The organism is Bacillus sp. FSL M8-0063, from assembly GCF_038005545.1.
GTDB lineage: Bacteria > Bacillota > Bacilli > Bacillales > Bacillaceae_G > Bacillus_A > Bacillus_A wiedmannii.
Map to the genome: position 1 here is coordinate 520,498 of NZ_JBBOTJ010000001.1, position 24,181 is coordinate 544,678.

The following is a 24,181-nucleotide window of genomic DNA, read 5'->3' on the forward strand; positions in this document are numbered from 1 at the left end:
GGGTCGATAAATTTTCACTTTATAAACTTAATCCAAACCGTTTTAATTCAATGAAAATCCCTTCTAATTGCTTTCCTTTATCTGTTAATGTGTACTCTACACGAGGCGGAACTTCTGGATATACTTTTCTCGTTATAATGCCTTGAGATTCTAGTTCTTTTAGTCGAAGCGATAATGTTTTCGGACTAATGCCATCCATTGATTTTTGTAAATTACTAAAGCGTAAAGTTCCTTCGATAAGAAGGTCACGAATGATTAAAAACGTCCATTTTGTACTAATTACGTCAAGCGTTTTAGCGATAGGACAAGGTATACCAGGTAAACCTTTCGTTAATACAACTGGATCTATATTGCTCATGGAAATAGCCTCCATAAAAATTTTTTGAATGAATTTGCCTTATCGTATCACAAAACTATCTTTTTGGTAACTATATGAAAAAAATATTACTACTTCCATAAAGGAAGTTAGTGCATATACAATAGCAATACGAAATACAAAGGGTTTGTATGAAGAGGAGGTGATTTCCATGGGTATGAAAAAGTTGTTTATGTTTCTTAGTTTTTTTGTCATTTGTATTGTGCTTGTAGCATGTAGTGGTGAGCAAAAAACTGAAATTCAGTTATTAAAAGAAATGCCGAAGCCAAAAGCAATGCCAATTGATTCTTCATTAAGTAAAAAGGAAGCGACAGAAATCGTGCATGCAGCGCAGCGTTTTTATGCATTTTGGGATACAGGTAAAGAGGAGCTTATTCCGCAGACGGTTACTGAAAATTTTTTCGATAACACACTGCCGAAAGGTCGACCACAAGGCACTGAAGGATTAAAGCTTGCGGCGCAAAACTTTCGTAAAGTAGTTCCTGATATACATTGCGAGATTGAAGATTTATTAGTCGTTGGTGATAAAGTAACAGCTCGTCTTTCTTTTACAGGAACTCATAATGATAAGAAAATCAATTTTTTTGCAATTGATATTTTGCATGTGAAGGATGGCAAGATAACGGAAGATTGGCATTTAGAAGATAATCTTACGCTGAAACAACAACTTGGGTTAATAGCTGAGGAATAAAATAAGGGAGAGAAAAGTGATGAAAAATATATTTATTATAAATGGACATGAAAAATACGGTACGAAAGAAGGTCGATTAAATAGAACGTTAGTTGATTATATGATAACTGTATTAAGTGAGAATCATTATGTGAAAACAACGACGATTCAAGATGGATATAGTATGAAAGAAGAACAAGATAAATTTCTATGGGCTGATGTTGTAATTTATCAAACACCTATTTACTGGTTTAGTGTACCGGGATTATTTAAAACATATATGGATGAAGTGTATGAATACGGTTTGTTCTTTAAAGGTGCAGATGAATATGGAACAGGTGGTTTATTAAAAGAGAAGCAGTATATGTTTTCTACAACTTGGAATGCGCCTGAGAAAGCATTTGGAGATAAGACGAAGTTCTTTGAGGGAGAAAGTTTAGAGTCAGTGCTTAGTCATTTACATCGCGTGCAAAAGTTTCTTGGGATGAGTTCGTTAAAGAGTTTTGCTTGTTATGATGTGGTGAAGAATCCGAATATTGAGCAGTATTTAGAGAATTTGAAGAACCATTTAGAAGAATTCATTCAATAATTACAGCCATTCCCGTATTTAATGCGGGGATGGCTGTATCCATAACTTCGCAAAATTTGCCGAGCCGAATGAATCAATTGTTACATTTTTTAAAGAAGAAGGGTATGTTTTTTCTTTTTAAAACGGATCAACTTCAGCTAAGTTTGGAGTGGTACTAGGCTGTAGTAAAAGATTTTTTAACGTTCCTACTTCAGAAAGAGCTACTAATATGTAGCCACTAATCAGTACAATAAGCCCAATGACGCGTAACGTTTGTAAACTCACTTCATTATTATTCGTTTCCGTTGGATTTGGGGGCGTTGAAGGTGGATTGTTATTCATAAATAAGGCTCCCATCTTTTGTATTTATATATGTGTAAAATTATGATTTAACTTATGGATAGGAATTGTATAGTCATTTTCACTATATGAGAATTGCCTATGAAAAGTGATTAGAAATTTTGGGACGAGAAAAGAGGGTGTCCCAAAAAACTAAAGATGAAGAAGTGTTACAAAAGGTTAACCAAAGTAGCTAAACAGCTATTTGGTTAACCTCTAATAACTATCCTAATATACGCAATGATTCTTCAATAAACGCTGGGATATCCTCTGGTTGTCTACTTGTTACTAGCTGATTTTGGCATACGACAACCTCTTTGTCATGAAAATTTCCACCAGCATTTTTCAAATCGACCGCAATGGATTTATATCCAGTCACATCGCGTCCTTCAAGTGTTTGTGCAGTGATGAGTAATTGGGGGCCGTGACAAATAGCAAAAACAGGTTTTTTCGCATCCATAAATGCTTTGCTAAAGCGAACAAAACGTTCATCTGCACGAAGTATATCTGGGGAAAATCCGCCTGGTATGAAGAGGGCATCAAAGTTCTCTGGAGTAACATCATCAATACTTTTATCAATTACGACTTCACTTTTTCCTTGTTTACCGTGTACCGTTTTACCTTTTTCCATTTCAATAGTTGTTAATTCATATCCCTTTTGATTAAAAGCTGCTACTGGCTCTGTGTATTCTGTATCCTCGAAATAATCCGTTATTAAAATAGCAATTTTTTTACTCATTGCAATCAGCTCCTTATATTATCGGTTCCAGAATCATCTTTGGGTAATGTCTTTTATAAAGTGAAACTTTAATTCATATTTTTTCATTCCCTCCAGTTCCTTTGCCCTGTTACTTTAATACATACCCTTTTTGTTAGGGCGTAAACATGTATGATCATTTTTGTATGTGAAAATCATAAAATATCGGTTGTTTCAGTAATTCTTGTTTGAGGAAGAAAAATAAAAAAGCCAAGGAGATAATTTATCTTCTCCTTGGCTTTAAGATAATTCCTTTCGTTAAAACGCAGAAACGCGTTGCTTCGTTTTTGGTACAATAATAAATTTGATCCAGAGTACTCCGATAATCATAATGATAAGGCTATGTAAAAATTGCCCTGTAGCAATGAGTATAACAATTGAAAATACAATGAGTTGAATGCTTAGTAATATAAAGATTAAGCGAAGAAAGTGGTTCATTCGTTTTTCAGTATCAATCGGATATAATGCTACGATAATATTTCCCGAAAAATATTTCCACAGGGAACGGAGCTGCATAGAAATCATATATAGAACGATGTAAGCGATAGCGCCTTTTACGTATATGTTTGGTATAAAATATAAGGCGAAGGCACCGATCAACCCTAAACGAATATATATACCGAAATAATCATTCCCGCGTAAAAATGCTAGTGTATGTAAATAGAAGAAAGTTGCTCGTTTTTTATGTAATAAAGGTTCAATCCAATTTGTAAGCCATTTTCTTTTATTTACTTGCTTATTCAGTTGCGGAACATCGGTAAAAATGCTAGCAAATTGATAAAAACGGACGTTCATTTTTTCTTCTTGTTCGATTATGTAATCCCACGGTATTCGTTTTGTAGGCTGTTTTTTCGTGTATAGAAGTAGGAAAGCAAGTAGTAAGAGCAATCCGCCTAATATGAGAACATGTGCCGAGTAAAACAGCATGTAAATGATTAGGGCGTTACAAGCAACACGGATGATCAGCCATATACTTTTTTCATAACTATCACGCCACATCCAATGTGTATATATATTCCAAGCTTTCGTAATCATTAAAACGATAAAGATTGTACATAAGAAAGGTACCGTTAATTGTAATGATTGCAGTGCAAGTGGAACGAGAATAAGGAACGTAAATAATAATGGGAAAAGCTGAATGATGTAATTATATAGAAGAGATTTTTTAAAATAAGATGTTAGTTTCTCTTCTAATGCAAGCAAATAGACAGCATCAGGTTTTTGAATAAATGTACGGATAGGACATCTCGTTATAATCGCTGTTAGGACGATTGTAATAAGTAATAAAGATAGTCCTTTAGAAGGAGCTGTCTTAAGAAACTTTGCGTAATAGTAAGCACCTATACAGACAACGAAGATAAAGCTATATAGTAAACCGTTAATCATACGTGCAAAGTATGTAATGATATTTTGCATATGTTGTTGGAAGCGGCTGCTCCATAGTGATTCGATTGACATGTTTTTCACCTCTTTTTTCTATTATATATGTTTTATAAAAGAAAAAACGAGCAAATTGCGTTACGCAACTTGCTCGTTTTTCTTTTCGTTATTTTTTTTCTCATCACGATTCATTAATGGATAGAAAGCAAATCCGATTACGAATAAACCAATTCCGAGAAGGAACGTTTTTATATCGGATGCGCCGGTTTTAATAACCCATAGTGCGTAGCAAAGTGCGATTACTGCGACTATGCCATCTGTAATTCTTGCCCGCATTTCATTTTTATATGTTTCACCAGTAGCGACTAGTTTTAACTGGAAGATTGGTGAAACGAGATATGGAATGAGGTAAGCTAGTGTTGATACGGTAATAACGAATGTATAAGCTTCCGCAATGGTTCCTGATAATGTTGAGAATAAGAACACTTGCGACATAATGTTTGTTAATCGTAATGAGTAAATTGGACTTCCTTTTTTATTTGTTTTCGTGAAGAAGGAAGGGAAGAAACCTTCTTTTGCTGCTTGATACGGTACTTCTGAGCTTAATAAAATCCAGCCTAATATAGAACCGAATAGGGAAGTAAGAGCAAGTAATGCCATCAGTTTCCCGCCGCCATGACCCATCGCAGCATTCAATGCGTCTGCTAATGGACGTTCAGAAGCTTGTAATTTATCAACGTGAAGTACACCCATTGTTAAAATTGTAATTCCTAAGTAAATCGCAACTGTAATAAGTAACCCCGCAACTGTTGCGCGTTTTACTGTTTTAGGAGAGGTAGCACGGTTTGATAAAAGTACTGCTGATTCAATTCCGATAAATGCCCAAAGCGTTGTAAGAGCGGCTAAGTTTACTTGTGAAAGAAGGCCGTGTGATACACCTGATTTATCGATCATCGGTGTGTACCATTGTCCAAATTTAGAAGCTTCGAATGCAAATAACGTAACGACGATGAATAAAAGGAATCCCGTTACTTTCGTTGTTGTTGCTAAGAAGTTTAACTTTCCAGCTCCGCTTACACCGTTTGTTAATATAATATGAGTTCCCCAAAGTAAGATGGAACAAATAGTAAATGTAATTAGTTTTCCAACTTCTATGTTAAAAGAACCGATTGAAAATAGTAGTCGTGTATCTTTCATAATTGGGAAGAAGAGTGATAAATATCCCGCGAAAGATGTAATGATGGCAACGTTACTTGCCCAGTTTGCAACCCAATATCCCCATACCATACTGAAACCAGCCATTTTTTTCTTTTTTGGTGTTGAGAATAAAGCATATGCATGACTTTGTGGTCCTGTCGTTAAATCAGGACGACGAATTGCTAAATTACCGAAAACAAGAGCTAGCATTAAAACACCAAACCCTGTTGTTAACCAAGCTAAAGTGACACCGAGAGGGCTTGCTGTTTGTGCTAACGTACTTGGCACCATGAAAATACCAGCGCCAACCATGTTACCGACAACGAAAGCTGTTAGTACCCAAAAGCCCCATTTTTTTTGTTGCATAGAAAATACCTCCAAAGTTAGTATAACCAAGTCAAGCGAGGAGATATGTATGTCTTCTTAGTAGAGAAGAGAAGTCCCAAACAAAACAAAAAAAGCACGTAATTTGCCGCTACATGCTTTCTATCTTATAAGAAACCCACGACATACCTCTCGATAGCTCTCCACAAACGAAACGTTTGTGACAGTTCTGCACTTATTAAATGCAGACCCAGCAAGCGTGCATGGTGGACACAACTTACTTCGGCAATCATTCCTTTCTCATTCCTTCATCAATGCCACTACATCTCCTGAAACGATACTCTTAATGATTGCAACCTCTACCTCACCGAGATACGAATGAGGATTTAAATATTAAATTAACGTCTTTAAGAGTAACAAATGAATTTTTATACGTCAATGGATATAGTAATAATCAGATTATAGAGAAGAGTTTGTGATTAGGAATGGATAATTATTTGATATAAAAAGAAGCTGATCTAAAACTAGATCAGCTTCTACATATAGGATTAAACTAAGTTTAATACAGTTACTTTTTCACGTGTCATAGACTCAAGGCTCTTACGAATACCTTGTGCGCCCATACCTGAACCTTTTACACCGATGAATGGGAAGTGGTCAGGGCCGCGCTCTGTGCGTCCGTTAATTTGAACAGAACCAGTTTCGATTTTGTTAGCAATTGCAAATGCTTTGTTAATGTCTTTTGTGAAGACACTTGCTTGCAGACCGAACTCTGATTTGTTAGCAATCTCAATTGCTTGCTCATCTGAAGAAACACGGATGATTGGAAGGATTGGGCCGAATGGCTCTTCCCAAGCAACTTTCATTTCTTCTGTTACGTGGTCGATTAATGTTGGATAAATTAAGTTACGCTCACGTTTGTTACCGATAACAATTGTTGCACCTTTTTCAACAGCGTCATCAACTAAACCTTGAACGAAGTCAGCAGACTTGTCGTCGATTAATGGAACGATTGTGCTGTCTTGTTCTGGAGATCCAACTGATAGCTCAGCTACTTGCGCTTTTAATAAGCCAACAAGCTCGTCTGCTACGTTTTCGTGTACAAGTACACGTTTAATAGCTGTACAACGTTGACCAGAGTAAGAGAATGCACCGCTTACGATATGGTTTGCAGCATCTTGTAAGTCAGCATCTTCACGAACGATACCAGGGTCTTTACCACCAAGTTCTAATACAAGTGGAATCATTGCAGCTTTTTTCGCTAAATGTTTACCTGTGTTTGTACCACCTGTGAACGATACCATATTGATACCTTCGTGCTCTACTAAGTAGTCACCAATTACAGAACCGCGTCCTGTAGCTACGTTTACAAGACCTTTTGGAAGGCCAGCTTTATGAAGTGCTTCAACCATTTTAATACCGCTAATTGCACCTTGAGTTGCTGGTTTGAAAATAACAGCGTTACCCATAATTAATGCTGGTGCAAGTTTTGCAGCAGATAAGTTTACTGGGTAGTTAAATGGTGCGATTGCTAATACAACACCAAGTGGTGCGCGTTGGATGATCGCAAGTTTCGATTTCGTTCCGCCAGGGAAGCTATCGCCCATCATGCTTTCTCCGTGCATATGAAGAGCTTCTTCAATTGTGTAACGAATGAAATCAGCTGTACGAACAACTTCTTTCTTCGCATCTTTATATCCTTTACCGACTTCTTTCATAATGATATCGGCAATTTCATCTTGCATATTTACGAGCTCATCAGCCCATTTATATAAATATTTTGCGCGATCTTGTAGAGAAGCTTCCGCCCATGATTTTTGAGCTTCTTTTGCAGATGCAATTGCTTCATCTACTTCTCCGCGAGTAATTGCTTGTACTTGTCCAATTACTTCGTGTAAGTATGGAGATGGAATTTCGATTGTTTCTCCTGAAGAGCTTTCTCTCCATTCTCCGTTTAAATAAAATTTGTACGTATTGCTAGTTGTCATGATTAGTCCTCCTAAAATAGCAACTTGTAAGAGTGAGTATAAGGTGATTGTAGGGTGTTTGATAACATTTTTCAAATGAAATGTTTGTGAAAACGATTTCTTATTCTTTTTTTGTTTTGTATGCCCTTTCTTACAGAAGATTCCCTTATTTCAAAATGATGTAGCGTATATTTTTATTCGGTTTGCAAAAAAAACAATTGACAGAATACTCAATAAAGTTGTAAGATTATAAATGGAAAATAAATGAAGGGGGTGTGCGTAATGATTGTAATCGTAAATGTAATGGGCTTAGCTCTGTTAAATGGCAGAAAACATTCATATCATTACGCAACCCGTACGGATATATAGGGCATCTTTGTCTTATGAAAAGCGTACGTTGCGTATATCGTAACGTACGCTTTTATGCATTTTTGTGCATATCGTCAAGCGGCGGTATGCTTTTTTTTGTTTATTTTCCCTTGTTTGGTTCCGATAAAAAACTTTGGAAGGTGGAAAAATGTGATGAGATTGTATGGGTTACGAAATGTAAATGTGATGGGTCTAGATAGTGGATAAAGAAATGGGAGTGAAACGAGAACGAGAGGGGAGAGGTTACATTGTTATCAGTATTACTAAAGTTAAAATGGTTTTTTAAAGAGCATTGGAAGAGATATAGTATCGCCATTGGAGCTCTTTTAATTGTAAATATAGTTGAAGTCATTCCCCCGAAAGTGTTAGGGGTTACGATTGATAATATAAAAACAGGAACGTTAACGAATGCGGCGATTATACAATTTATTCTTATTTTAATAGGGGTTACGGTAATTGGATATGGTCTTACTTTCGTTTGGCAACATCAGCTGTTTGGGGGAGCATTCGTACTGGAGAAGACGATGCGCTCCAAATTTATGGGGCACTTACTTAAAATGACACCGACGTTTTATCATAAAAATCGTACGGGTGATTTAATGGCGAGAGCGACAAATGATTTAAAAGCAATTGCTATGACAGCTGGTTTCGGTATATTAACGCTCGTGGATTCGAGTTTATATATGCTTACGATTGTCTTTATGATGGGATTTACAATCAGTTGGGAGCTTACATTTGCGGCGCTTATACCGCTTCCGATTATGGCGTATGCGATGAACATATATGGAAAGAAATTGCATGAGAGATTTACCGTTGCGCAAGATGCGTTCGGAGATATGAATGATAAAGTACTTGAATCGATCGCTGGCGTGCGCGTTATTCGTGCATACGTACAAGAGAATGCAGATGAGGGAAGGTTTCATCAGTTAGGAGATGACGTCTACGAAAAAAATATGAAGGTAGCAAGAATCGATGCATTATTCCAGCCGACTGTGAAAATGCTTGTCGGTCTTAGTTATTTAATTGGTTTAGTGTACGGCGCGTATCTTGTATTTCAATCAAAGGTAACACTTGGCGAACTCGTTTCATTTAACGTGTATTTAGGGATGATGATTTGGCCGATGTTTGCAATTGGCGAATTAATTAATGTTATGCAAAGAGGAAATGCATCATTAGACCGTGTGAATGAAACGTTAGCGTATGAACCAGATGTTAAGAATCCGAAAAATCCAAAGCTTGTACAAGAGCCGGACTATATTCAGTTTGAGGATGTTTCCTTTTCATATCCTTCATCGACTGGAGAAAATTTGAAAAAGGTTTCGTTTACATTAAAACAAGGGGAAACGCTTGGGGTTGTTGGAAAAACAGGAAGCGGAAAAACGACGCTCGTACGTCAGCTTCTTCGTCAATATCCGCTTGGAGATGGGGATATTGCAGTCTCTGATGTGACGTTAGATAAAATAACGAATGAAAATGTACTCGGGTGGATTGGGTATGTACCTCAGGAACATATTTTGTTCTCCAAAACAGCGAGGGAAAATATTTTATTTGGAAACCGAGAAGCGACGGAAGAAGAACTCGAGAAAGCGATTGAAATTGCGGCGTTTACAAAGGATTTAGAGTTTTTACCAGAAGGGTTAGAAACGCTCGTCGGAGAGAAGGGTGTTTCTTTATCAGGAGGGCAAAAACAAAGGATTTCAATTGCGCGAGCTGTTATTCAAAATCCGGAAATTTTAATTTTGGACGATTCTTTATCAGCTGTTGATGCTCGTACGGAAGCAGCGATCATCGAGAATATAAGAACAGAAAGAAGCGGAAAGACGACGATTATTACGACGCACCGTTTATCTGCCGTACAACACGCGGATTGGATTCTCGTTATGGATGAAGGTGAAGTAATGGAAGAAGGTACGCATGAACAGCTTATTCAAAGCGGAGGCTGGTATGCGGAGCAGTTTGAAAGACAACAAGGGGAAAGTGAAAGTGCGGATAGTGGGGTGAAAATATGAGCGTATCAAAACGATTGTTTCAATATGCGATGAAAGTAAAAGGGACGATTTTTGCAGCGATGCTAATGTTATTTATTTTCGTCATCGCAGAACTTGCTGGTCCTTTCGTCGCGAAAACGATGATTGACGATCATATCGTCGGGATAGAGAAACCTTGGTATGAAACAGAAAAGAGTGAAGAGGCTGTTTCGTATAATGGCGCCTTTTATAAGCGAAGTGATCGCTTCCAGGAAGGTGAGAAAAAAGGAAAAGAAGTACGCGTAATGCAGGTCGGTTTTCAATATTACTTTGTGCCAAATAAAGTGAATGCTGAAGGGTCACGTACTGTAAAAGGTGATATGATTACCGTTCAAAATGGTAAGGCGGTGCAAGTGTATAAAGCGAAAGCATTAACGAAAGAAGAAGTGTTTGCTTTTTATAAACCAGAAATAAACCCCCTATTATTACTTGGTGGTGGCTACTTCGCTTTATTAGTAGTCGTTTCATTATTTGCATACGGAAAGCAATTTTTCCTACAGAAGGCAGCGAACAAAATTATTCAAATTATGAGGGAAGATGTCTTTTCTCATATTCAAACGTTGCCGATTCGTTATTTCGATCATTTACCAGCAGGGAAAATTGTATCACGTGTTACGAATGATACGGAAGCCATTCGTGATTTATACGTAACGGTACTGGCGACATTCGTTTCTAGTATCATTTATATTATCGGGATATTCGCTGCGCTATTTTTACTCGATGTAAAATTGGCGACGTTATGTTTACTTATCATCCCGATTTTAATTGTGTGGGCGATTCTTTATAGAAAGTATGCATCTGTATACAACCATAAAATGCGTTCACGTTTATCTGATATTAATGGAACAGTTAATGAATCCATTCAAGGTATGCCAATTATTCAAGCGTTCCGTCAAGAGCGTGAAACGAAAAAAGAGTTTGAAGAATTAAATGGCGATTATTTTAAATATCAAAATAAAATTTTGAATTTAAATGCAGCAACTTCTCATAATTTAGTGTCTGTATTAAGAAATATAGCTTTCACAGGTGTGATTTGGTACTTCGGTGGCGCTTCATTAAGTGCTTCAGGCGTCATTTCTCTAGGGATACTATATGCGTTCGTTGATTATTTAACACGATTGTTCTCACCAATTACAAATATGGTAAATCAGCTTGCTAACTTGGAACAATCGCGTGTTGCATCAGAACGTGTTTTTGAATTGTTAGAGGAAAAAGGGGAAGCAGTAGAAGAGGAACGTATGCCTCGCTTACAAGGAAATGTAAAGTTTGATAATGTGTCGTTTTCTTATAATGGAAAAGATGAAGTACTAAAAAATATTTCTTTTGAAGCGAAACAAGGCGAGACAGTGGCACTTGTCGGTCATACTGGATCAGGAAAAAGTTCCATTATGAATGTACTCTTCCAGTTTTATGAGTTTGAAAAAGGGAAGCTTACGATTGATGGTCACGATGTAAAAGCGATGCCGAAACAAGCAACGCGTGAACATATGGGAATCGTACTGCAAGATCCGTTTTTATTTAGCGGGACGGTCGCTTCTAATGTAAGCTTAGAGAACGAAAAAATTTCAAAAGAGCGCATCGTAAAAGCATTGCGTGATGTTGGTGCGGAACGGTTTGCGAACAATATAAATGAAGAAATTACAGAAAAGGGAAGCACGCTTTCCACTGGAGAACGTCAGCTTATTTCGTTTGCTAGGGCACTCGCTTTTGACCCAGCCATTTTAATTTTAGATGAAGCAACGTCTAGTATTGATACAGAAACAGAGGCGATGATCCAACAAGCGTTAGAAGTTGTGAAAAAAGGAAGAACGACATTTATTATCGCTCACCGTCTTTCCACAATTAAAAGCGCAGATCAAATTATTGTACTTGATAGAGGAACAATTTTAGAAAAAGGCTCTCATGATGAACTAATGAAAAAGCGTGGGCGTTATTACGATATGTACAAAACGCAAATGGAAGGAAACCAGAGCGCCTAATATGTATGGAGGAGAACTTGCGATTTTTGCAAGTTCTTTTTTTAGTGAATCATGACAGTTAAATAAGAAGTATTGTTTTACCTTTTTATCTATAAATGCTATATTAAAAAATGTTACTTATTTTTTGTATGTAGCGTTATTTTCCCCTTTTGTTTGATTATGAAGAAAAAGGATAAACTAAATAAGAACATTTTCATTGAAAAATTGTTCAAGATTGCATACAATCAATATAGTTTTTAAATTCCTATCAGAATACTTGGAGGATTACCATCATGAAAAAATTATTTTCAGTTCTTGCAGTAACTACTTTAGCGATCGGGATTGTAGCAGGCTGCGGCAAAGAAGAGAAAAAAGATACAGCTAGTCAAGATGCGTTACAAAAGATAAAACAAAGTGGTGAACTTGTAATTGGAACAGAAGGTACATATCCACCGTTCACATTCCACGATTCAAGCAATAAATTAACTGGATTTGACGTTGAATTAGCAGAAGAAGTTTCAAAACGTTTAGGAGTAAAACCTGTATTTAAAGAAACACAATGGGATAGCTTACTTGCTGGTCTAGATGCAAAACGTTTCGACATGGTTGCAAACGAAGTTGGTATTCGTGAAGATCGCCAAAAGAAATATGACTTCTCTAGCCCATATGTTTCATCTTCAGCGGTATTAGTTATTGCGAAGGATAAAGATAAACCTGCTACATTTGCTGATGTAAAAGGATTAAAAGCAGCACAATCTTTAACAAGTAACTATGCAGATATTGCTAAGAAAAATGGTGCGGAAATCACGAATGTAGAAGGATTTAGCCAAGCGGCAGAATTATTAAATACTGGACGCGTTGATTTCACAATTAATGATAAGTTATCAGTATTAAACTACTTAGAAACGAAAAAAGATGCAAAAATTAAAATTGTAGATACAGAAAAAGAAGCGTCACAAAGTGGATTCTTATTCCGTAAAGGTAGCGACAAGCTAGTACAAGAAGTAAATAAAGCGTTAGAAGATATGAAAAAAGATGGTACGTACGATAAAATAGCGAAAAAATGGTTCGGTGAAAATGTATCTAAGTAGTGCGCTGGTTTCAGATCGATTGTCTACTTGGATAGATATTATGCAGTCTTCCTTCATGCCTATGCTGAAGGAAGCTGTATTTACGACAATTCCATTAACGCTTATTACATTTATTATCGGGATTATACTTGCGACGTTAACGGCGCTTGCACGTATTTCAGGTAGTCGTATTTTACAATGGATTGCTCGTATCTATGTATCTATCATTCGCGGGACGCCACTTCTTGTACAGTTATTTATTATTTTCTATGGTCTTCCAACTCTTAATATTGAAGTTGAGCCATATACAGCAGCAGTTATTGGATTCTCGTTAAATGTTGGTGCGTATGCATCTGAAATTATTCGTGCTTCTATCCTTTCAATCCCGAAAGGACAGTGGGAAGCAGCTTACACAATTGGGATGACATACCCGCAAGCATTAAAACGTGTTATTTTACCGCAGGCAACGCGAGTATCTATTCCGCCGCTTTCGAATACATTTATTAGTTTAGTGAAGGATACTTCATTAGCATCGTTAATTTTAGTAACAGAAATGTTCCGAAAAGCGCAGGAAATTGCGGCAATGAACTACGAGTTTTTAATTGTTTATTTCGAAGCAGGTCTAATTTATTGGGCAATTTGCTTCTTATTATCTATTGTGCAACAAATATTAGAAAAACGTTCAGAACGTTACACTCTAAAATAACCCTTTCATAAAAGGAGTTTTTGTTTTTATGATTTCAATTCAACATTTACAAAAAAGTTTCGGAGATAATACCGTACTAAAACATATAGATTTATCAGTTGAGAAGGGGGAAGTTGTTGTTATTATCGGGCCATCGGGATCTGGTAAAACGACATTCCTGCGTTGTCTCAACGTGTTAGAAACGCCGAACGCTGGTAATATTCGCATCGGTAATAAAGAGCTCGACTTCTCTCAAAAAGTATCGAAGAAAGATATTGTCAATCTTCGTACGCAAACAGGTATGGTATTCCAGCACCATAATCTATTCCCTCATTTAACAGCACTTCAAAATGTAATGGAAGGGCTCATTACAGTGAAAAAGATGGGGAAAGAAGAAGCGAAGAAAAAAGCAAACTATTTCCTTGAAAAAGTTGGTCTTGCGGATAAAGTAGACTTATATCCGTTCCAATTATCAGGCGGACAACAACAGCGCGTTGGAATTGCTCGCGCGCTTGCGATGGAGCCGGAAGTATTACTATTTGATGAACCGACGTCAGCACTTGATCCTGAACTTGTTCAAGAAGTTCTGAAAGTAATGAAAGAACTTGCTAAAGAAGGCATGACGATGGTGATTGTAACGCACGAAATGCGTTTTGCGCATCAAATTGCGAACCGCGTTATTTTCATGGATGGCGGTGTCGTTGTCGAACAAGGTACACCAGAAGATGTATTTACAAATCCAAAAGAAGAACGCACGAAGAAGTTTTTACAAATGTTGCAGTAAATGAAGGAAGGTCTCAAGGCATATGCCTTGAGACCTTTTTGCCATATATATTTATTTTTGGAATCCGCCAAGGCTTTGCTCAGCCATTGCAACTAGACGTTTTGTAATTTCTCCACCAACAGAACCGTTAGCGCGAGCCGTAGAATCTGCCCCTAATTGTACACCAAATTCTTGAGCGATTTCGTACTTCATTTGATCGATTGCAGCTGTTGCTCCTGGTACTACTAATTGATTGTAAGAACTTTGGTTTGCCATAGGAATATATCCTCCTTAGAGTTAGAAAAATTTTTTTTGGTTGGACTAGCTGGATTTGAACCAGATTATCGCCCCGTTTGGCGCTAATCCATCGGTAATTAAGTTTGTACTCATAGTATGGATGTTACCTAGAAAGATATACGAAATAATAATTTGTAAATTTTGTAAAAAAATCTTAGTGATTTCGTAAATTATGAAATAAGAGTAATCGTTGTATTTTTTAGAAAGAAGGCTAAACTAAGAGCGATATGAAATATGGTTTTCTTTTTGTATCCCGCTATTGTGGGGCAAATCATTAACTTCTTATTTATGACTTACTAAAATTAAATCGGTAGCAATTTTATAGTTCTATTTTAAGTAGGGGGACAGGACGCTCCTATGCACGGCTAGATGCTCTCTTCAATCTGCTTGTAAATGATAACGTATGGAGGAATCGTGATGGGAATTTGCCCGCTTTGCAACGCATTAGAATCACAAACATATTCTTGTCAAAATTGCCAAGGTATACTCCAAGATTATGGGAAAACTGTAGATTACATAGACGATTATAGTGCGTATATGGATCAAGAATTATTAAGTGCAGTAGATGGTTTAACACATAGTAATTCACAAGAGTACTGCAATCATGTTTTTTATTGCGGGATGTGTAATGTGGAAACAGAGGTTGTAGTGAAACTTGTGTAAATAGAAAACTTCCACCTTATGAATGAGGTGGAAGTTTTTGTTTTCGTATTTGTGAGTGAATCATAGGGGATGGGATATGTTCGGTGTTTGATGGAGTTCCGGATTTTATTTGAGCCATTTTTTCTTTTGCATCGCGCAAAGAATGTTCAGTTAAGTAGATGGCATATTCGTAAAATAATTGGCGCGTCAGTTCACTTTGTTCTTTTAACTTTTCATCTTGGAATACAGTTCGCCCAGGTTTAGAGTTTGCTTCAAAGAGCCACGGGTTTTCTTGCGTGTCTAAACCGATATCAAAACCAATCTCTCCAATATTTCCGGTTACTTGTTCATCGAGCGCGTAACTGATTTGTAAGGCTGTATGTTTTAATTTATTTTCAATTTGAACTTGTTTCGTCGAATCCGGAAAAAGTTCTTGCAGTAATTTTGTATCGCCACCGCTATTTACATGCGTTGTTAAGCTACCTTTGCCAGCAATTTTTGCAACGATTGCACTGACCATCCATTGGCCAAAATGATTTTTATTTGTGTGAATGCGAAAATCAACAGGTTGCCCATCGAAGCGAAGTAAGGAAATACCTTGTTGTACGATAAATTTTTTTAAATCATGTCCTTTTAATACATGGTTCAGAAGCGTTTCTAATGATTGGTACTTTCTTAGTTTATTTTCTTCATTTTCGCGATAACGACAGTAGTAGCAATTCTCTGTTTGAGAGTAAAATATTTGATGAATGTTTCTCCCGAAGCTACCGTGTATCGGTTTCATGTAAACAGATTTATACGTGCCAAGAAAGCGTTCTACTTGTTCGAAATGTTGAAAAGCTTCCGTGTTTGGTAATAAGGGAATAATGGATTCATCTTTCATAAGAAGTTGATGCACTTCCCATTTATTGAAAAAGCCTGGATTAAACCATGGAATAGCATAGTCATGCTCTAATTTTCTTTTTGCTCTTACGATCGGTTTATAATTTTCGGCTTTCCGATTTGGTAATCGATCATAAATGACATTCGGTAAAGGGACTTTTTTCTTAATCCACTGTTCCTCTTGAAAGAAATACCCTTCAATTGTTTCGTCTGCCCAGTTTATATGTTGCACACCAAAAACAAATACAAATGGTCGCAAGGTGAATGGCGGCGTTAGTAACTCACTGAGAGAAGTTGAACGGTTTCCTAAAGGATTAGAAGAGTCATCGTTAAAACCAGTTGTGAAAATCCCGATTAACGGTCCGAAAATAATGGTTTCATTTTGCGTGAATGCATGGATAGTAGTGGAATGAGGAAGTAAAAGTTTCTCTGCAATTTGTTTTCCGATAATGATTTCGCGAGTAAAGGAATAATGAATTTTCACCTCTTCACTTGCAACATGGCGTACGCCGAAGGAAAGAGATGCAATTGGTGGTGTAATGGAAAAAATATAAGGTAAAGTAATACTATTTGGATGCTCATCTGAAATATTTAATGTATATATGTGCTCTTTCAAAATGGTGTTACCTCCTTTCATTATGGTGTGAAGCGACTAAACTTTAGTGGTCCGTGATATATTTTTTCGGCTAGTGCATCACTATGACGAATGTAATGTTCGTACGGGGGAATCGTGTTGACATACATAAGCCAAATTGCCCCTTTTTGATCCATAATGGTGGAAAGCTCTAGCTCGAATAAAGAAGAATAAGATTCATCTAATGTTTGAAACACTTCATTTATAATGTCATGTAAAGCGTCTTGTAATAATTGTACACCGGTACTAGATAGTACGTATTTAATTTTTGAAAATGAATGCAGCGAGGAATCATCTGTTGCTGAAAGTAAAAGTTGATTCGGAAATGAGCTTTTTTGTATAAATTGGCCGATAGCAGTCCACTTCTGTTCTTTATTTTTTTGCAAAATGGTTCGAATATGAAGCGGGTATGTTAATTGATTTGGTGGTTGCAGCATTGTATGGGTGATGTAACGTGCTGATCGTATGTTAGATTTGTACCAAGATATAAATTCATCTGTCCGTTTGATTGGAGTAGAAGTATGATAGTCATCATTTATCGTATCGATATGAAACGTTTTATTTTTATAAGCGATCCGGTACAGACTTTCATTGGAATGTGTGTTAGTAGGCCGTATAATAATATCTTTTGTTTTTAATAACAGTTTGAAAATGTTTTGTATCGTTGCTATTTCGAATTTTGGTATATAAGGAGATAATTTTTTATTCGTGAGAAATACATCATGTAGTTCGCTCAAGTCAATGAGTGTGTTATTTAAAAAGGTAGTGGAAGCACGGTTGTGTAATGAATGAATAATTGATTTTGCTTTGTCGAAGTCAGTTTCCTCGTTAAAAGAAGAACGATCGTAAATATAAGAAGGAATAGGGAATATTTGCTCTTTCCATTTTCCTGTATCTGTATCATAAATCAGACCAGAGACAAGATCTGTTTTAGGATCAATACCAAATGGCGTAAACTGGGCAACGACATTATGATAAAACCGAGCGCGTTTAGCGATTTCGGTGTAATACATTTGCTCATAATGAGGGTGAGAAGTTAAAATACCGAGAACCAACGAAATCACTCCTTTACTAACAAAATGTTGACATAATAGGCATAGCTATATATTGCAAATACGTTTTTATACCATTATACTTTTGTCCGTATGATGATATGCTATAGTTTTGGAGAAGCGAAAGGTTGATTGTAATGAATATATGGTTAAGTATGTTAACGACGACAGGGCTCGGAGCGATTATTGGAGGATTCACAAATCATTTAGCGATAAAAATGTTATTTCGTCCTCATCGCCCTATTTATATTGGAAAGTTTCAAGTTCCATTTACACCAGGGTTAATTCCGAAGCGCCGCGATGAACTTGCTGTTCAATTAGGAAAAATGGTTGTTGAACATTTGTTAACGCCAGAAGGAATCGGAAAGAAATTAACAAATGAAGAGTTTCAAAAAAGTTTAATTCAATGGACACAAGTAGAAGTGGATAAAGTAATTACGAATGAACAGTCGTTACGAAAAATGTTAGAAAAATGGAACGTAGCGCATGTAGAAAAAGAAGCAACCGAGAAAATCGAACATGTGATTACAGAAAAAATAGAGGCATTTTTAGCAGAGTATTATACATATACATGGGAACAGGCTTTACCTCATTCTGTTCATGAAAAAATAGAGAATACAATCCCAAATGTCTCGGCGTTTATTTTAAATCGAGGAATTCGTTTTTTTGAAAGTGAAGAAGGAAAAGCACGTCTTTCAAAAATGATTGATGATTTCTTTGCTTCTAGGGGAACGCTACTTAACTTAGTCGGAATGTTTTTAGGGAATGTAAGTGTAGTGGATCGTGTGCAACCAGAAGTTATTAAGTTTTTAGGGCAAGATGGCACAAAGCAACTTTTAACTGACGTACTGCAAAAAGAGTGGGAAAAGTTAAAAGGAAGAGATGTAAAAGAATTAGAAACGTTTGTAGAAAAAGAAATGATTGTAAGCTCCATATTGTCAGCAGTTAAAGTTGAAGAAACAGTGAATAAGTTTTTAAATCAATCTGTGCAGCAAGTATGTGAGCCAGTTCGAGAAACAATTATTGAAAAAGTGCTTCCAAGTGCAGTAACAAAAGGCTTGAAGTGGGGAACAGAAAACGTAGAGAGTATATTAAGCAATCTCCACCTTGCGGAAATTGTCCAGCAAGAAGTGTCTACGTTTTCAACAGAGAGACTAGAAGATTTAGTGCTGTCCATTACGAAAAATGAACTGAAAATGATTACGTATTTAGGAGCACTATTAGGCGGGATGATTGGGCTCTTGCAAGGACTGTTACTGTTGTTTCTTAGATAATAAGGTGAGTACATAGAAATAAAAGTGAAATTTCTTCACATCTCTTGCATAGTTTGATATGGTAAGAAGAGGTGCGTATGTAAATGCACTTAAAAGGCAGTGTGAGCGAAAAGCGCTAGCCTTCTAAAGGAGGAAAAATAAAATGACAAAAAACATTCATGATGTTGCATATGAATTACAAAAAGCAATCGCTGAAAACGAAGATTTCCAAACATTAAAAGCAAGCTACGCAGCAGTTCAAGGTGATGCGGCTTCAAAGAACTTATTCGATGAGTTCCGTACAATGCAACTTGGCTTACAACAAAAAATGATGCAAGGTCAAGAAATCACTGAAGAAGATAACCAAAAAGCACAAGAAGTTGTAGCTCGCATTCAACAAGATGCTAAAATCACAAAGTTAATGGAAACTGAACAACGCCTAAATATCGTTATCACTGACGTTAACAAAATTATCATGCAGCCACTTGAAGAATTATATAACGCGCAACAACAAGCGTAATAGTGGAAGACGCTCCTGGTATGGGAGCGTCTTTTTTGTTTGTTATTTGTGGAAATACTCAGTCTCAATCTTCTTTTCCTTTAAAAACTTTTCAATTTCTTTTTGCTTCCTACCATTAACTTGCTCAAAGCGTTTTGTAAAAGAAAAATCAGTTTTGAATAAGTTACCATCTTGCGCGATTTTGTCTAATTCTTGCTCTAGTTCTACTGAAAGTGCCGTAGACGCTGAAATAAAATCATGAATTTCCTTCGAAGGCTGTTTGTAATCATCAGGGATCGTATTGTTACTAATAAAATCATGGAAATTCGCATCATTTTGTTTTGCTAAATCTACTAGTTGTTTTAATTTCTTTCGGTTGGATTCCGTGACTTCCTCGTCAGACATGGCTGATGAAAGTGGAACGATATTTTCGTCTAACTCCCCGCTATAATCTAAATACGTTTTTATATTTTGTTTCATTTCGTCTTCGTTAATCGTTACATTCTTTTGTGAGGAAGTGAATATAGTTTCTGGAATTTTAATCGTTACATCTTTAATAGATTCTATATCGTTTTCTTCCGTAGGTTGTGCACTGTTTGAACAAGCTGATAGAAATAAAATTGTAAGTAACATGAGTAGATATAAAGTATACTTCTTCATTTTAATCTCCTTTTATATTCATTATTATCTTTGTAAAATAGCTATATTCCATTTCAAATACTTTACTAAAGTTGCGTATAGATGTTTTACCATTTGGTAAGATATGACGGATATGAGCAAACCGCTGCAAAAAGCGATGAACACATTATAAACATCGGAATAACTAATTTGATGAAACCCTTTGAAAAATCCTAATCCTATTAATAAAATAGGTGAAATAATTAATAATGGAGTAGCAATGATAAGTGCTAGAAGGATCGGTAATAAAAAGAGTAATACGAAAAAGGCGATAATGATAAAGGTAAAGTTTAAAACACTTAAGCTCATAACAGAAAATAGTGCAGTTATCATATTTTTAAAGCTTCGTTTATTGTCAGCATTGCTTATTGCATAGGAAACAGTAAGTTCTTTCGCGATCGTTTTAGGGTTTCCTAGTTTTCTAGCAATTTCTTCTTCACATTTCCCATCTTGTTTACCACTGATAAAATGAGTTTCATACTCCGAAATAATATCTTTCTTTTCTACATTAGGCATATTCCGCAGGGAAGAACTAAGTTGTTCCAAAAATTCACTTTTGTTCATAACAATCACTTTCCTTTATAAAATGATGAATTACAAAACACATTCCAATTGCTGGGTATTCCAATATTTACAAATATATCATTTAGTAGTGTTCTTTGCAAGGTACTGTAATGTTTTTAATACTGTGACTAGATGAAAGTTTTTCGTGCATTTTTAGATGAGATATAAAATTATTATTCTAGGATAAACAAAGGGTTGTAAGCGTATTCCTTAATGGTTGTCAAAAAAATGCCAAATTCATATTGTTGGAAAAATAATGCATTTGTAATATAATGATAAATAATACTTCACCACATTAATTAACTAGGTGAAATTAAAAATCTTTATTACACACATTATGAAATAAAGGGATGATTAGTTTGAGTACAGGTGTAAAAGCAAACGACGTGAAAACAAAAACAAAAGGAGCAGATCTTGTTGTTGATTGTTTAATTAAACAAGGTGTGACACATGTTTTCGGTATTCCAGGAGCGAAGATTGACTCTGTATTTGATGTACTGCAAGAAAGAGGACCAGAGTTAATTGTTTGTCGTCATGAACAAAACGCAGCATTTATGGCAGCTGCTATTGGTAGATTAACAGGGAAACCGGGTGTATGTCTTGTAACTTCAGGACCAGGGACATCGAATTTAGCGACAGGTCTTGTTACTGCGAATGCGGAGAGTGATCCCGTTGTTGCTTTAGCTGGTGCAGTTCCACGTACGGATAGATTAAAGCGTACGCATCAATCTATGGATAATGCTGCACTATTCGAACCAATCACAAAATATAGCGTAGAAGTAGAGCATCCTGATAATGTGCCAGAAGCACTTAGTAATGCATTTAGAAGTGCGACTTCCACAAATCCAGGAGCTACTTTAGTAAGTCTTCCGCAAGACGTTATGACTGCGGAAACGACTGTAGAGTCTATCGGTGCGCTTTCTAAGCCACAGCTTGGAATCGCTCCCACACATGAAATTACATATGTAGTAGAAAAAATAAAATCAGCGAAATTACCAGTTATTTTACTCGGTATGAGAGCGAGCACGAATGCAGTAACGAAAGCGGTTCGTGAATTAATTGCTGATACAGAACTTCCTGTCGTTGAAACATATCAAGCAGCTGGCGCGATTTCACGTGAGTTAGAAGATCATTTCTTCGGCCGCGTTGGATTATTCCGTAACCAACCAGGTGATATTTTACTAGAAGAAGCAGACCTTGTTATTTCGATCGGTTATGACCCAATTGAGTATGATCCGAAATTCTGGAATAAACTTGGAGACAGAACGATTATTCATCTTGATGACCATCAAGCGGATATCGACCATGATTACCAACCAGAGCGTGAATTAATTGGCGATATCGCTTTAACTGTAAATAGCATTGCAGAAAAATTACCGAAACTTGTATTAAGTTCGAAATCAGAAGCAGTGTTAGAACGATTACGCGCGAAATTATCAGAACAAGCAGAAGTTCCAGACCGTGCTTCAGAAGGTGTTACGCATCCGCTTCAAGTTATTCGTACACTTCGTTCTTTAATTAGTGACGATACAACTGTGACATGTGACATCGGTTCACATTCTATTTGGATGGCAAGATGTTTCCGTTCTTATGAACCACGTAGATTATTATTTAGTAACGGTATGCAAACGTTAGGTGTTGCACTTCCTTGGGCGATTGCCGCTACTTTAGTTGAACCGGGCAAGAAAGTTGTTTCCGTGTCAGGTGATGGTGGTTTCTTATTCTCTTCGATGGAATTAGAAACAGCGGTACGTTTAAACGCACCGATCGTACATCTTGTATGGAGAGACGGTACGTATGATATGGTTGCGTTCCAACAAATGATGAAATACGGTAGAACATCAGCTACAGATTTTGGCGATGTCGATCTTGTGAAATATGCAGAAAGCTTCGGTGCAAAAGGTCTTCGCGTTAACACGCCTGATGAATTAGAAGGTGTATTAAAAGAAGCACTAGCAGCAGACGGCCCTGTCATTATTGATGTTCCAATTGACTACCGTGACAACATTAAATTAAGCGAAAAATTATTACCAAACCAATTAAACTAATGGAGGCATGATTGAGATGACTGTTGCACAATTCATTGATATTGATGCAAAAAGAACGAAAACGAGTAATGAAGTATATCAAACATCTACAATGCTTGCGCTATTAGATGGTATATATGATGGTGTGATTAGCTTTGAGGAATTGAAAGAACGTGGTGATTTCGGCATCGGCACATTTGATCAATTAGATGGTGAAATGATTGCGTTTGATAACGAATTTTATCATTTACGTTCAGACGGTTCAGCAGAAAAAGTAGAACCGGAAGAAACAACACCGTTTGCGACTGTAACGTTTTTTGAAAAAGAAATGAGTTATACAGTAGAGCGCCCGATGAATCGTGAAGAAGTTGAGGCATTATTACATGAATTAATGCCAAGTAAAAACCTATTTTATGCGATTCGAATGGACGGTACATTCCGTGAAGTAAGAACGAGAACTGTTCCAAGACAAGAAAAACCGTATACACCGCTCGTTGAAGTGACGAAATCACAACCAATCTTTTCATTTAAACATACAGAAGGTACGCTTGCTGGATTTTGGACACCAGATTACGCGCAAGGTATTGGTGTAGCGGGTTTCCACTTACATTACATTGATGATGAAAGAAGCGGAGGCGGACATGTTTTCGATTATGTGGTAGAAAACTGTACGATCCAAATTTGTCAAAAGGCTCATATGCATTTAGCACTTCCAGAAACAGCTGACTTTATGGCGGCTGAATTATCAAGAGAAAATTTAGAGGATAATATTGCGACTGCGGAAGGCGCGGAGTAAAAAGAGAAGCCGATTTGGCTTCTCTTTTATTTTAGGTTACTCCCGATATGCGGAACAATGCTCATCAGAAATGAAATAATTCTCTTTACCTGTTACGGCTGATACTTCTACCAATCGATGTCCAAGCCCATCCCATACTGTAACAGTATATAAGGATGACCATTCTATATTTCCACGAGCTAGTCGGAAAGAATAATAGTCGTTATCTGTTGTGACTAAAACTTTGCTATAAATAATATGTTTCGTTTTTCTATTTTGTAGAATAAGCACAAAGTCTAATTGATTTTCTGCTTTCGGAACTTGTAGTATTCGCGCTACAAACATTCCGTTCGGGTTTTTCTTCGTTTTATATACTTTTTCTGATTCTATTTTTAGTTCAGGTTTACCCCTCATAGTCTCTCCCTTTA

General features: G+C 36.6%; 24 protein-coding genes and 1 riboswitch. Of the genes, 12 read left to right on the forward strand and 12 right to left on the reverse strand.

Translation table 11 applies throughout. The features are described from left to right. Positions 1–19: 19 nt before the first annotated feature. Positions 20–358, reverse strand: coding sequence for a winged helix-turn-helix transcriptional regulator (locus MKX31_RS02615; RefSeq protein WP_088047957.1), 339 nt, complete (start codon positions 356–358; stop codon positions 20–22). A 169-nt stretch (positions 359–527) separates the two neighbouring features. On the opposite strand from MKX31_RS02615, the gene MKX31_RS02620 reads away from it, so the two are divergent. Then, on the forward strand, positions 528–1,067 hold the full coding sequence (locus MKX31_RS02620; protein WP_340979860.1) for an ester cyclase: 540 nt from the start codon (positions 528–530) through the stop codon (positions 1,065–1,067). 19 nt (positions 1,068–1,086) lie between these two features. Beyond that, positions 1,087–1,635, forward strand: coding sequence for an NAD(P)H-dependent oxidoreductase (locus tag MKX31_RS02625; RefSeq protein ID WP_098102522.1), 549 nt, complete (start codon positions 1,087–1,089; stop codon positions 1,633–1,635). A 117-nt stretch (positions 1,636–1,752) separates the two neighbouring features. Here MKX31_RS02625 and MKX31_RS02630 read toward each other — a convergent pair whose 3' ends face one another. The 5 genes from MKX31_RS02630 to gapN all read right to left on the reverse strand — a co-directional run bounded on the left by MKX31_RS02630 (position 1,753) and on the right by gapN (position 7,599). Then, positions 1,753–1,956 (reverse strand): hypothetical protein, encoded by a 204-nt coding sequence (locus MKX31_RS02630; RefSeq protein ID WP_001063864.1) that lies wholly within the window; start codon positions 1,954–1,956, stop codon positions 1,753–1,755. Positions 1,957–2,176: 220 nt separating this feature from the next. Then, positions 2,177–2,692 (reverse strand): type 1 glutamine amidotransferase domain-containing protein, encoded by a 516-nt coding sequence (locus MKX31_RS02635; RefSeq protein WP_088047954.1) that lies wholly within the window; start codon positions 2,690–2,692, stop codon positions 2,177–2,179. A gap of 276 nt (positions 2,693–2,968) precedes the next feature. Then, complete coding sequence (locus MKX31_RS02640) at positions 2,969–4,168, reverse strand: ABC transporter permease (RefSeq protein WP_340979863.1); 1,200 nt, start codon at positions 4,166–4,168, stop codon at positions 2,969–2,971. Between the two features lie 60 nt (positions 4,169–4,228). Continuing rightward, complete coding sequence (locus MKX31_RS02645; protein WP_064473849.1) at positions 4,229–5,653, reverse strand: amino acid permease; 1,425 nt, start codon at positions 5,651–5,653, stop codon at positions 4,229–4,231. Between the two features lie 146 nt (positions 5,654–5,799). Next, positions 5,800–5,981: riboswitch (Lysine riboswitch) on the reverse strand. Positions 5,982–6,159: 178 nt separating this feature from the next. Continuing rightward, a complete protein-coding gene (gene gapN / locus MKX31_RS02650; RefSeq protein WP_000213622.1) occupies positions 6,160–7,599 on the reverse strand; it encodes an NADP-dependent glyceraldehyde-3-phosphate dehydrogenase in 1,440 nt (479 codons plus the stop codon). Positions 7,600–8,195: 596 nt separating this feature from the next. Between gapN and MKX31_RS02655 the strand changes: the two genes are divergently transcribed. The 5 genes from MKX31_RS02655 to MKX31_RS02675 all read left to right on the forward strand — a co-directional run bounded on the left by MKX31_RS02655 (position 8,196) and on the right by MKX31_RS02675 (position 14,471). Next, positions 8,196–9,956 carry an ABC transporter ATP-binding protein gene (locus MKX31_RS02655; RefSeq protein ID WP_088047952.1) on the forward strand — a complete coding sequence of 587 codons (1,761 nt, stop codon included), beginning with the start codon at positions 8,196–8,198 and terminating at the stop codon, positions 9,954–9,956. Continuing rightward, a complete protein-coding gene (locus MKX31_RS02660) occupies positions 9,953–11,953 on the forward strand; it encodes an ABC transporter ATP-binding protein (protein WP_064473847.1) in 2,001 nt (666 codons plus the stop codon). The genes MKX31_RS02655 and MKX31_RS02660 overlap by 4 nt, the downstream gene beginning before the upstream one ends. 272 nt (positions 11,954–12,225) lie before the next feature. Continuing rightward, the gene (locus MKX31_RS02665; RefSeq protein ID WP_000732853.1) at positions 12,226–13,023 is read left to right on the forward strand and encodes an amino acid ABC transporter substrate-binding protein; all 798 of its coding nucleotides are present in this window, start codon (positions 12,226–12,228) and stop codon (positions 13,021–13,023) included. Continuing rightward, entirely contained in the window at positions 13,010–13,708 is a 699-nt protein-coding gene (locus MKX31_RS02670; RefSeq protein WP_033657688.1) for an amino acid ABC transporter permease, read from the forward strand. The genes MKX31_RS02665 and MKX31_RS02670 overlap by 14 nt, the downstream gene beginning before the upstream one ends. A gap of 28 nt (positions 13,709–13,736) precedes the next feature. After that, a complete protein-coding gene (locus tag MKX31_RS02675; RefSeq protein ID WP_064473846.1) occupies positions 13,737–14,471 on the forward strand; it encodes an amino acid ABC transporter ATP-binding protein in 735 nt (244 codons plus the stop codon). A 51-nt stretch (positions 14,472–14,522) separates the two neighbouring features. Here MKX31_RS02675 and sasP read toward each other — a convergent pair whose 3' ends face one another. Then, positions 14,523–14,726 (reverse strand): small acid-soluble spore protein, SasP family, encoded by a 204-nt coding sequence (sasP, locus tag MKX31_RS02680; RefSeq protein WP_000013349.1) that lies wholly within the window; start codon positions 14,724–14,726, stop codon positions 14,523–14,525. A gap of 438 nt (positions 14,727–15,164) precedes the next feature. Here sasP and MKX31_RS02685 point away from each other — a divergent pair, with 438 nt between their 5' ends. Then, complete coding sequence (locus MKX31_RS02685) at positions 15,165–15,410, forward strand: hypothetical protein (protein WP_000510463.1); 246 nt, start codon at positions 15,165–15,167, stop codon at positions 15,408–15,410. 16 nt (positions 15,411–15,426) lie between these two features. Here MKX31_RS02685 and MKX31_RS02690 read toward each other — a convergent pair whose 3' ends face one another. Next, the gene (locus MKX31_RS02690) at positions 15,427–16,887 is read right to left on the reverse strand and encodes a YheC/YheD family endospore coat-associated protein (RefSeq protein ID WP_064473845.1); all 1,461 of its coding nucleotides are present in this window, start codon (positions 16,885–16,887) and stop codon (positions 15,427–15,429) included. Between the two features lie 20 nt (positions 16,888–16,907). Next, entirely contained in the window at positions 16,908–17,960 is a 1,053-nt protein-coding gene (locus MKX31_RS02695; RefSeq protein ID WP_103655138.1) for a YheC/YheD family protein, read from the reverse strand. A gap of 134 nt (positions 17,961–18,094) precedes the next feature. Between MKX31_RS02695 and MKX31_RS02700 the strand changes: the two genes are divergently transcribed. Further along, the gene (locus MKX31_RS02700; RefSeq protein WP_154131714.1) at positions 18,095–19,231 is read left to right on the forward strand and encodes a DUF445 domain-containing protein; all 1,137 of its coding nucleotides are present in this window, start codon (positions 18,095–18,097) and stop codon (positions 19,229–19,231) included. A 142-nt stretch (positions 19,232–19,373) separates the two neighbouring features. Next, the gene (locus MKX31_RS02705) at positions 19,374–19,730 is read left to right on the forward strand and encodes a YlbF/YmcA family competence regulator (RefSeq protein ID WP_064473844.1); all 357 of its coding nucleotides are present in this window, start codon (positions 19,374–19,376) and stop codon (positions 19,728–19,730) included. 42 nt (positions 19,731–19,772) lie between these two features. On the opposite strand, the gene MKX31_RS02710 is transcribed toward MKX31_RS02705, so the two are convergent. Together MKX31_RS02710 and MKX31_RS02715 are read right to left on the reverse strand one after the other, a co-directional pair. Continuing rightward, the gene (locus tag MKX31_RS02710) at positions 19,773–20,369 is read right to left on the reverse strand and encodes an NDxxF motif lipoprotein (protein WP_088047948.1); all 597 of its coding nucleotides are present in this window, start codon (positions 20,367–20,369) and stop codon (positions 19,773–19,775) included. A 24-nt stretch (positions 20,370–20,393) separates the two neighbouring features. Continuing rightward, the gene (locus MKX31_RS02715; RefSeq protein ID WP_064473842.1) at positions 20,394–20,951 is read right to left on the reverse strand and encodes an HAAS signaling domain-containing protein; all 558 of its coding nucleotides are present in this window, start codon (positions 20,949–20,951) and stop codon (positions 20,394–20,396) included. Between the two features lie 359 nt (positions 20,952–21,310). Here MKX31_RS02715 and alsS point away from each other — a divergent pair, with 359 nt between their 5' ends. Together alsS and alsD are read left to right on the forward strand one after the other, a co-directional pair. After that, complete coding sequence (alsS, locus tag MKX31_RS02720; RefSeq protein ID WP_340979873.1) at positions 21,311–22,999, forward strand: acetolactate synthase AlsS; 1,689 nt, start codon at positions 21,311–21,313, stop codon at positions 22,997–22,999. Between the two features lie 16 nt (positions 23,000–23,015). Then, positions 23,016–23,774: an alpha-acetolactate decarboxylase gene (gene alsD, locus MKX31_RS02725; RefSeq protein WP_088047945.1), complete on the forward strand. Its 759-nt coding sequence runs from the start codon at positions 23,016–23,018 to the stop codon at positions 23,772–23,774. Positions 23,775–23,810: 36 nt separating this feature from the next. Here alsD and MKX31_RS02730 read toward each other — a convergent pair whose 3' ends face one another. Next, entirely contained in the window at positions 23,811–24,167 is a 357-nt protein-coding gene (locus tag MKX31_RS02730) for a hypothetical protein (protein WP_064473839.1), read from the reverse strand. Positions 24,168–24,181: the final 14 nt, after the last annotated feature.

What these genes read in the sequence shown, in the direction of transcription:
- MKX31_RS02615 (WP_088047957.1), bottom strand. Translation starts at nt 358, where the DNA reads ATGAGCAATATAGATCCAGTTGTATTAACGAAAGGTTTACCTGGTATA.
- MKX31_RS02620 (WP_340979860.1), top strand. Translation starts at nt 528, where the DNA reads ATGGGTATGAAAAAGTTGTTTATGTTTCTTAGTTTTTTTGTCATTTGT.
- MKX31_RS02625 (WP_098102522.1), top strand. Translation starts at nt 1,087, where the DNA reads ATGAAAAATATATTTATTATAAATGGACATGAAAAATACGGTACGAAA.
- MKX31_RS02630 (WP_001063864.1), bottom strand. Translation starts at nt 1,956, where the DNA reads ATGAATAACAATCCACCTTCAACGCCCCCAAATCCAACGGAAACGAAT.
- MKX31_RS02635 (WP_088047954.1), bottom strand. Translation starts at nt 2,692, where the DNA reads ATGAGTAAAAAAATTGCTATTTTAATAACGGATTATTTCGAGGATACA.
- MKX31_RS02640 (WP_340979863.1), bottom strand. Translation starts at nt 4,168, where the DNA reads ATGTCAATCGAATCACTATGGAGCAGCCGCTTCCAACAACATATGCAA.
- MKX31_RS02645 (WP_064473849.1), bottom strand. Translation starts at nt 5,653, where the DNA reads ATGCAACAAAAAAAATGGGGCTTTTGGGTACTAACAGCTTTCGTTGTC.
- gapN (WP_000213622.1), bottom strand. Translation starts at nt 7,599, where the DNA reads ATGACAACTAGCAATACGTACAAATTTTATTTAAACGGAGAATGGAGA.
- MKX31_RS02660 (WP_064473847.1), top strand. Translation starts at nt 9,953, where the DNA reads ATGAGCGTATCAAAACGATTGTTTCAATATGCGATGAAAGTAAAAGGG.
- MKX31_RS02665 (WP_000732853.1), top strand. Translation starts at nt 12,226, where the DNA reads ATGAAAAAATTATTTTCAGTTCTTGCAGTAACTACTTTAGCGATCGGG.
- MKX31_RS02670 (WP_033657688.1), top strand. Translation starts at nt 13,010, where the DNA reads ATGTATCTAAGTAGTGCGCTGGTTTCAGATCGATTGTCTACTTGGATA.
- MKX31_RS02675 (WP_064473846.1), top strand. Translation starts at nt 13,737, where the DNA reads ATGATTTCAATTCAACATTTACAAAAAAGTTTCGGAGATAATACCGTA.
- sasP (WP_000013349.1), bottom strand. Translation starts at nt 14,726, where the DNA reads ATGGCAAACCAAAGTTCTTACAATCAATTAGTAGTACCAGGAGCAACA.
- MKX31_RS02685 (WP_000510463.1), top strand. Translation starts at nt 15,165, where the DNA reads ATGGGAATTTGCCCGCTTTGCAACGCATTAGAATCACAAACATATTCT.
- MKX31_RS02700 (WP_154131714.1), top strand. Translation starts at nt 18,095, where the DNA reads ATGAATATATGGTTAAGTATGTTAACGACGACAGGGCTCGGAGCGATT.
- MKX31_RS02705 (WP_064473844.1), top strand. Translation starts at nt 19,374, where the DNA reads ATGACAAAAAACATTCATGATGTTGCATATGAATTACAAAAAGCAATC.
- MKX31_RS02710 (WP_088047948.1), bottom strand. Translation starts at nt 20,369, where the DNA reads ATGAAGAAGTATACTTTATATCTACTCATGTTACTTACAATTTTATTT.
- MKX31_RS02715 (WP_064473842.1), bottom strand. Translation starts at nt 20,951, where the DNA reads ATGAACAAAAGTGAATTTTTGGAACAACTTAGTTCTTCCCTGCGGAAT.
- alsD (WP_088047945.1), top strand. Translation starts at nt 23,016, where the DNA reads ATGACTGTTGCACAATTCATTGATATTGATGCAAAAAGAACGAAAACG.
- MKX31_RS02730 (WP_064473839.1), bottom strand. Translation starts at nt 24,167, where the DNA reads ATGAGGGGTAAACCTGAACTAAAAATAGAATCAGAAAAAGTATATAAA.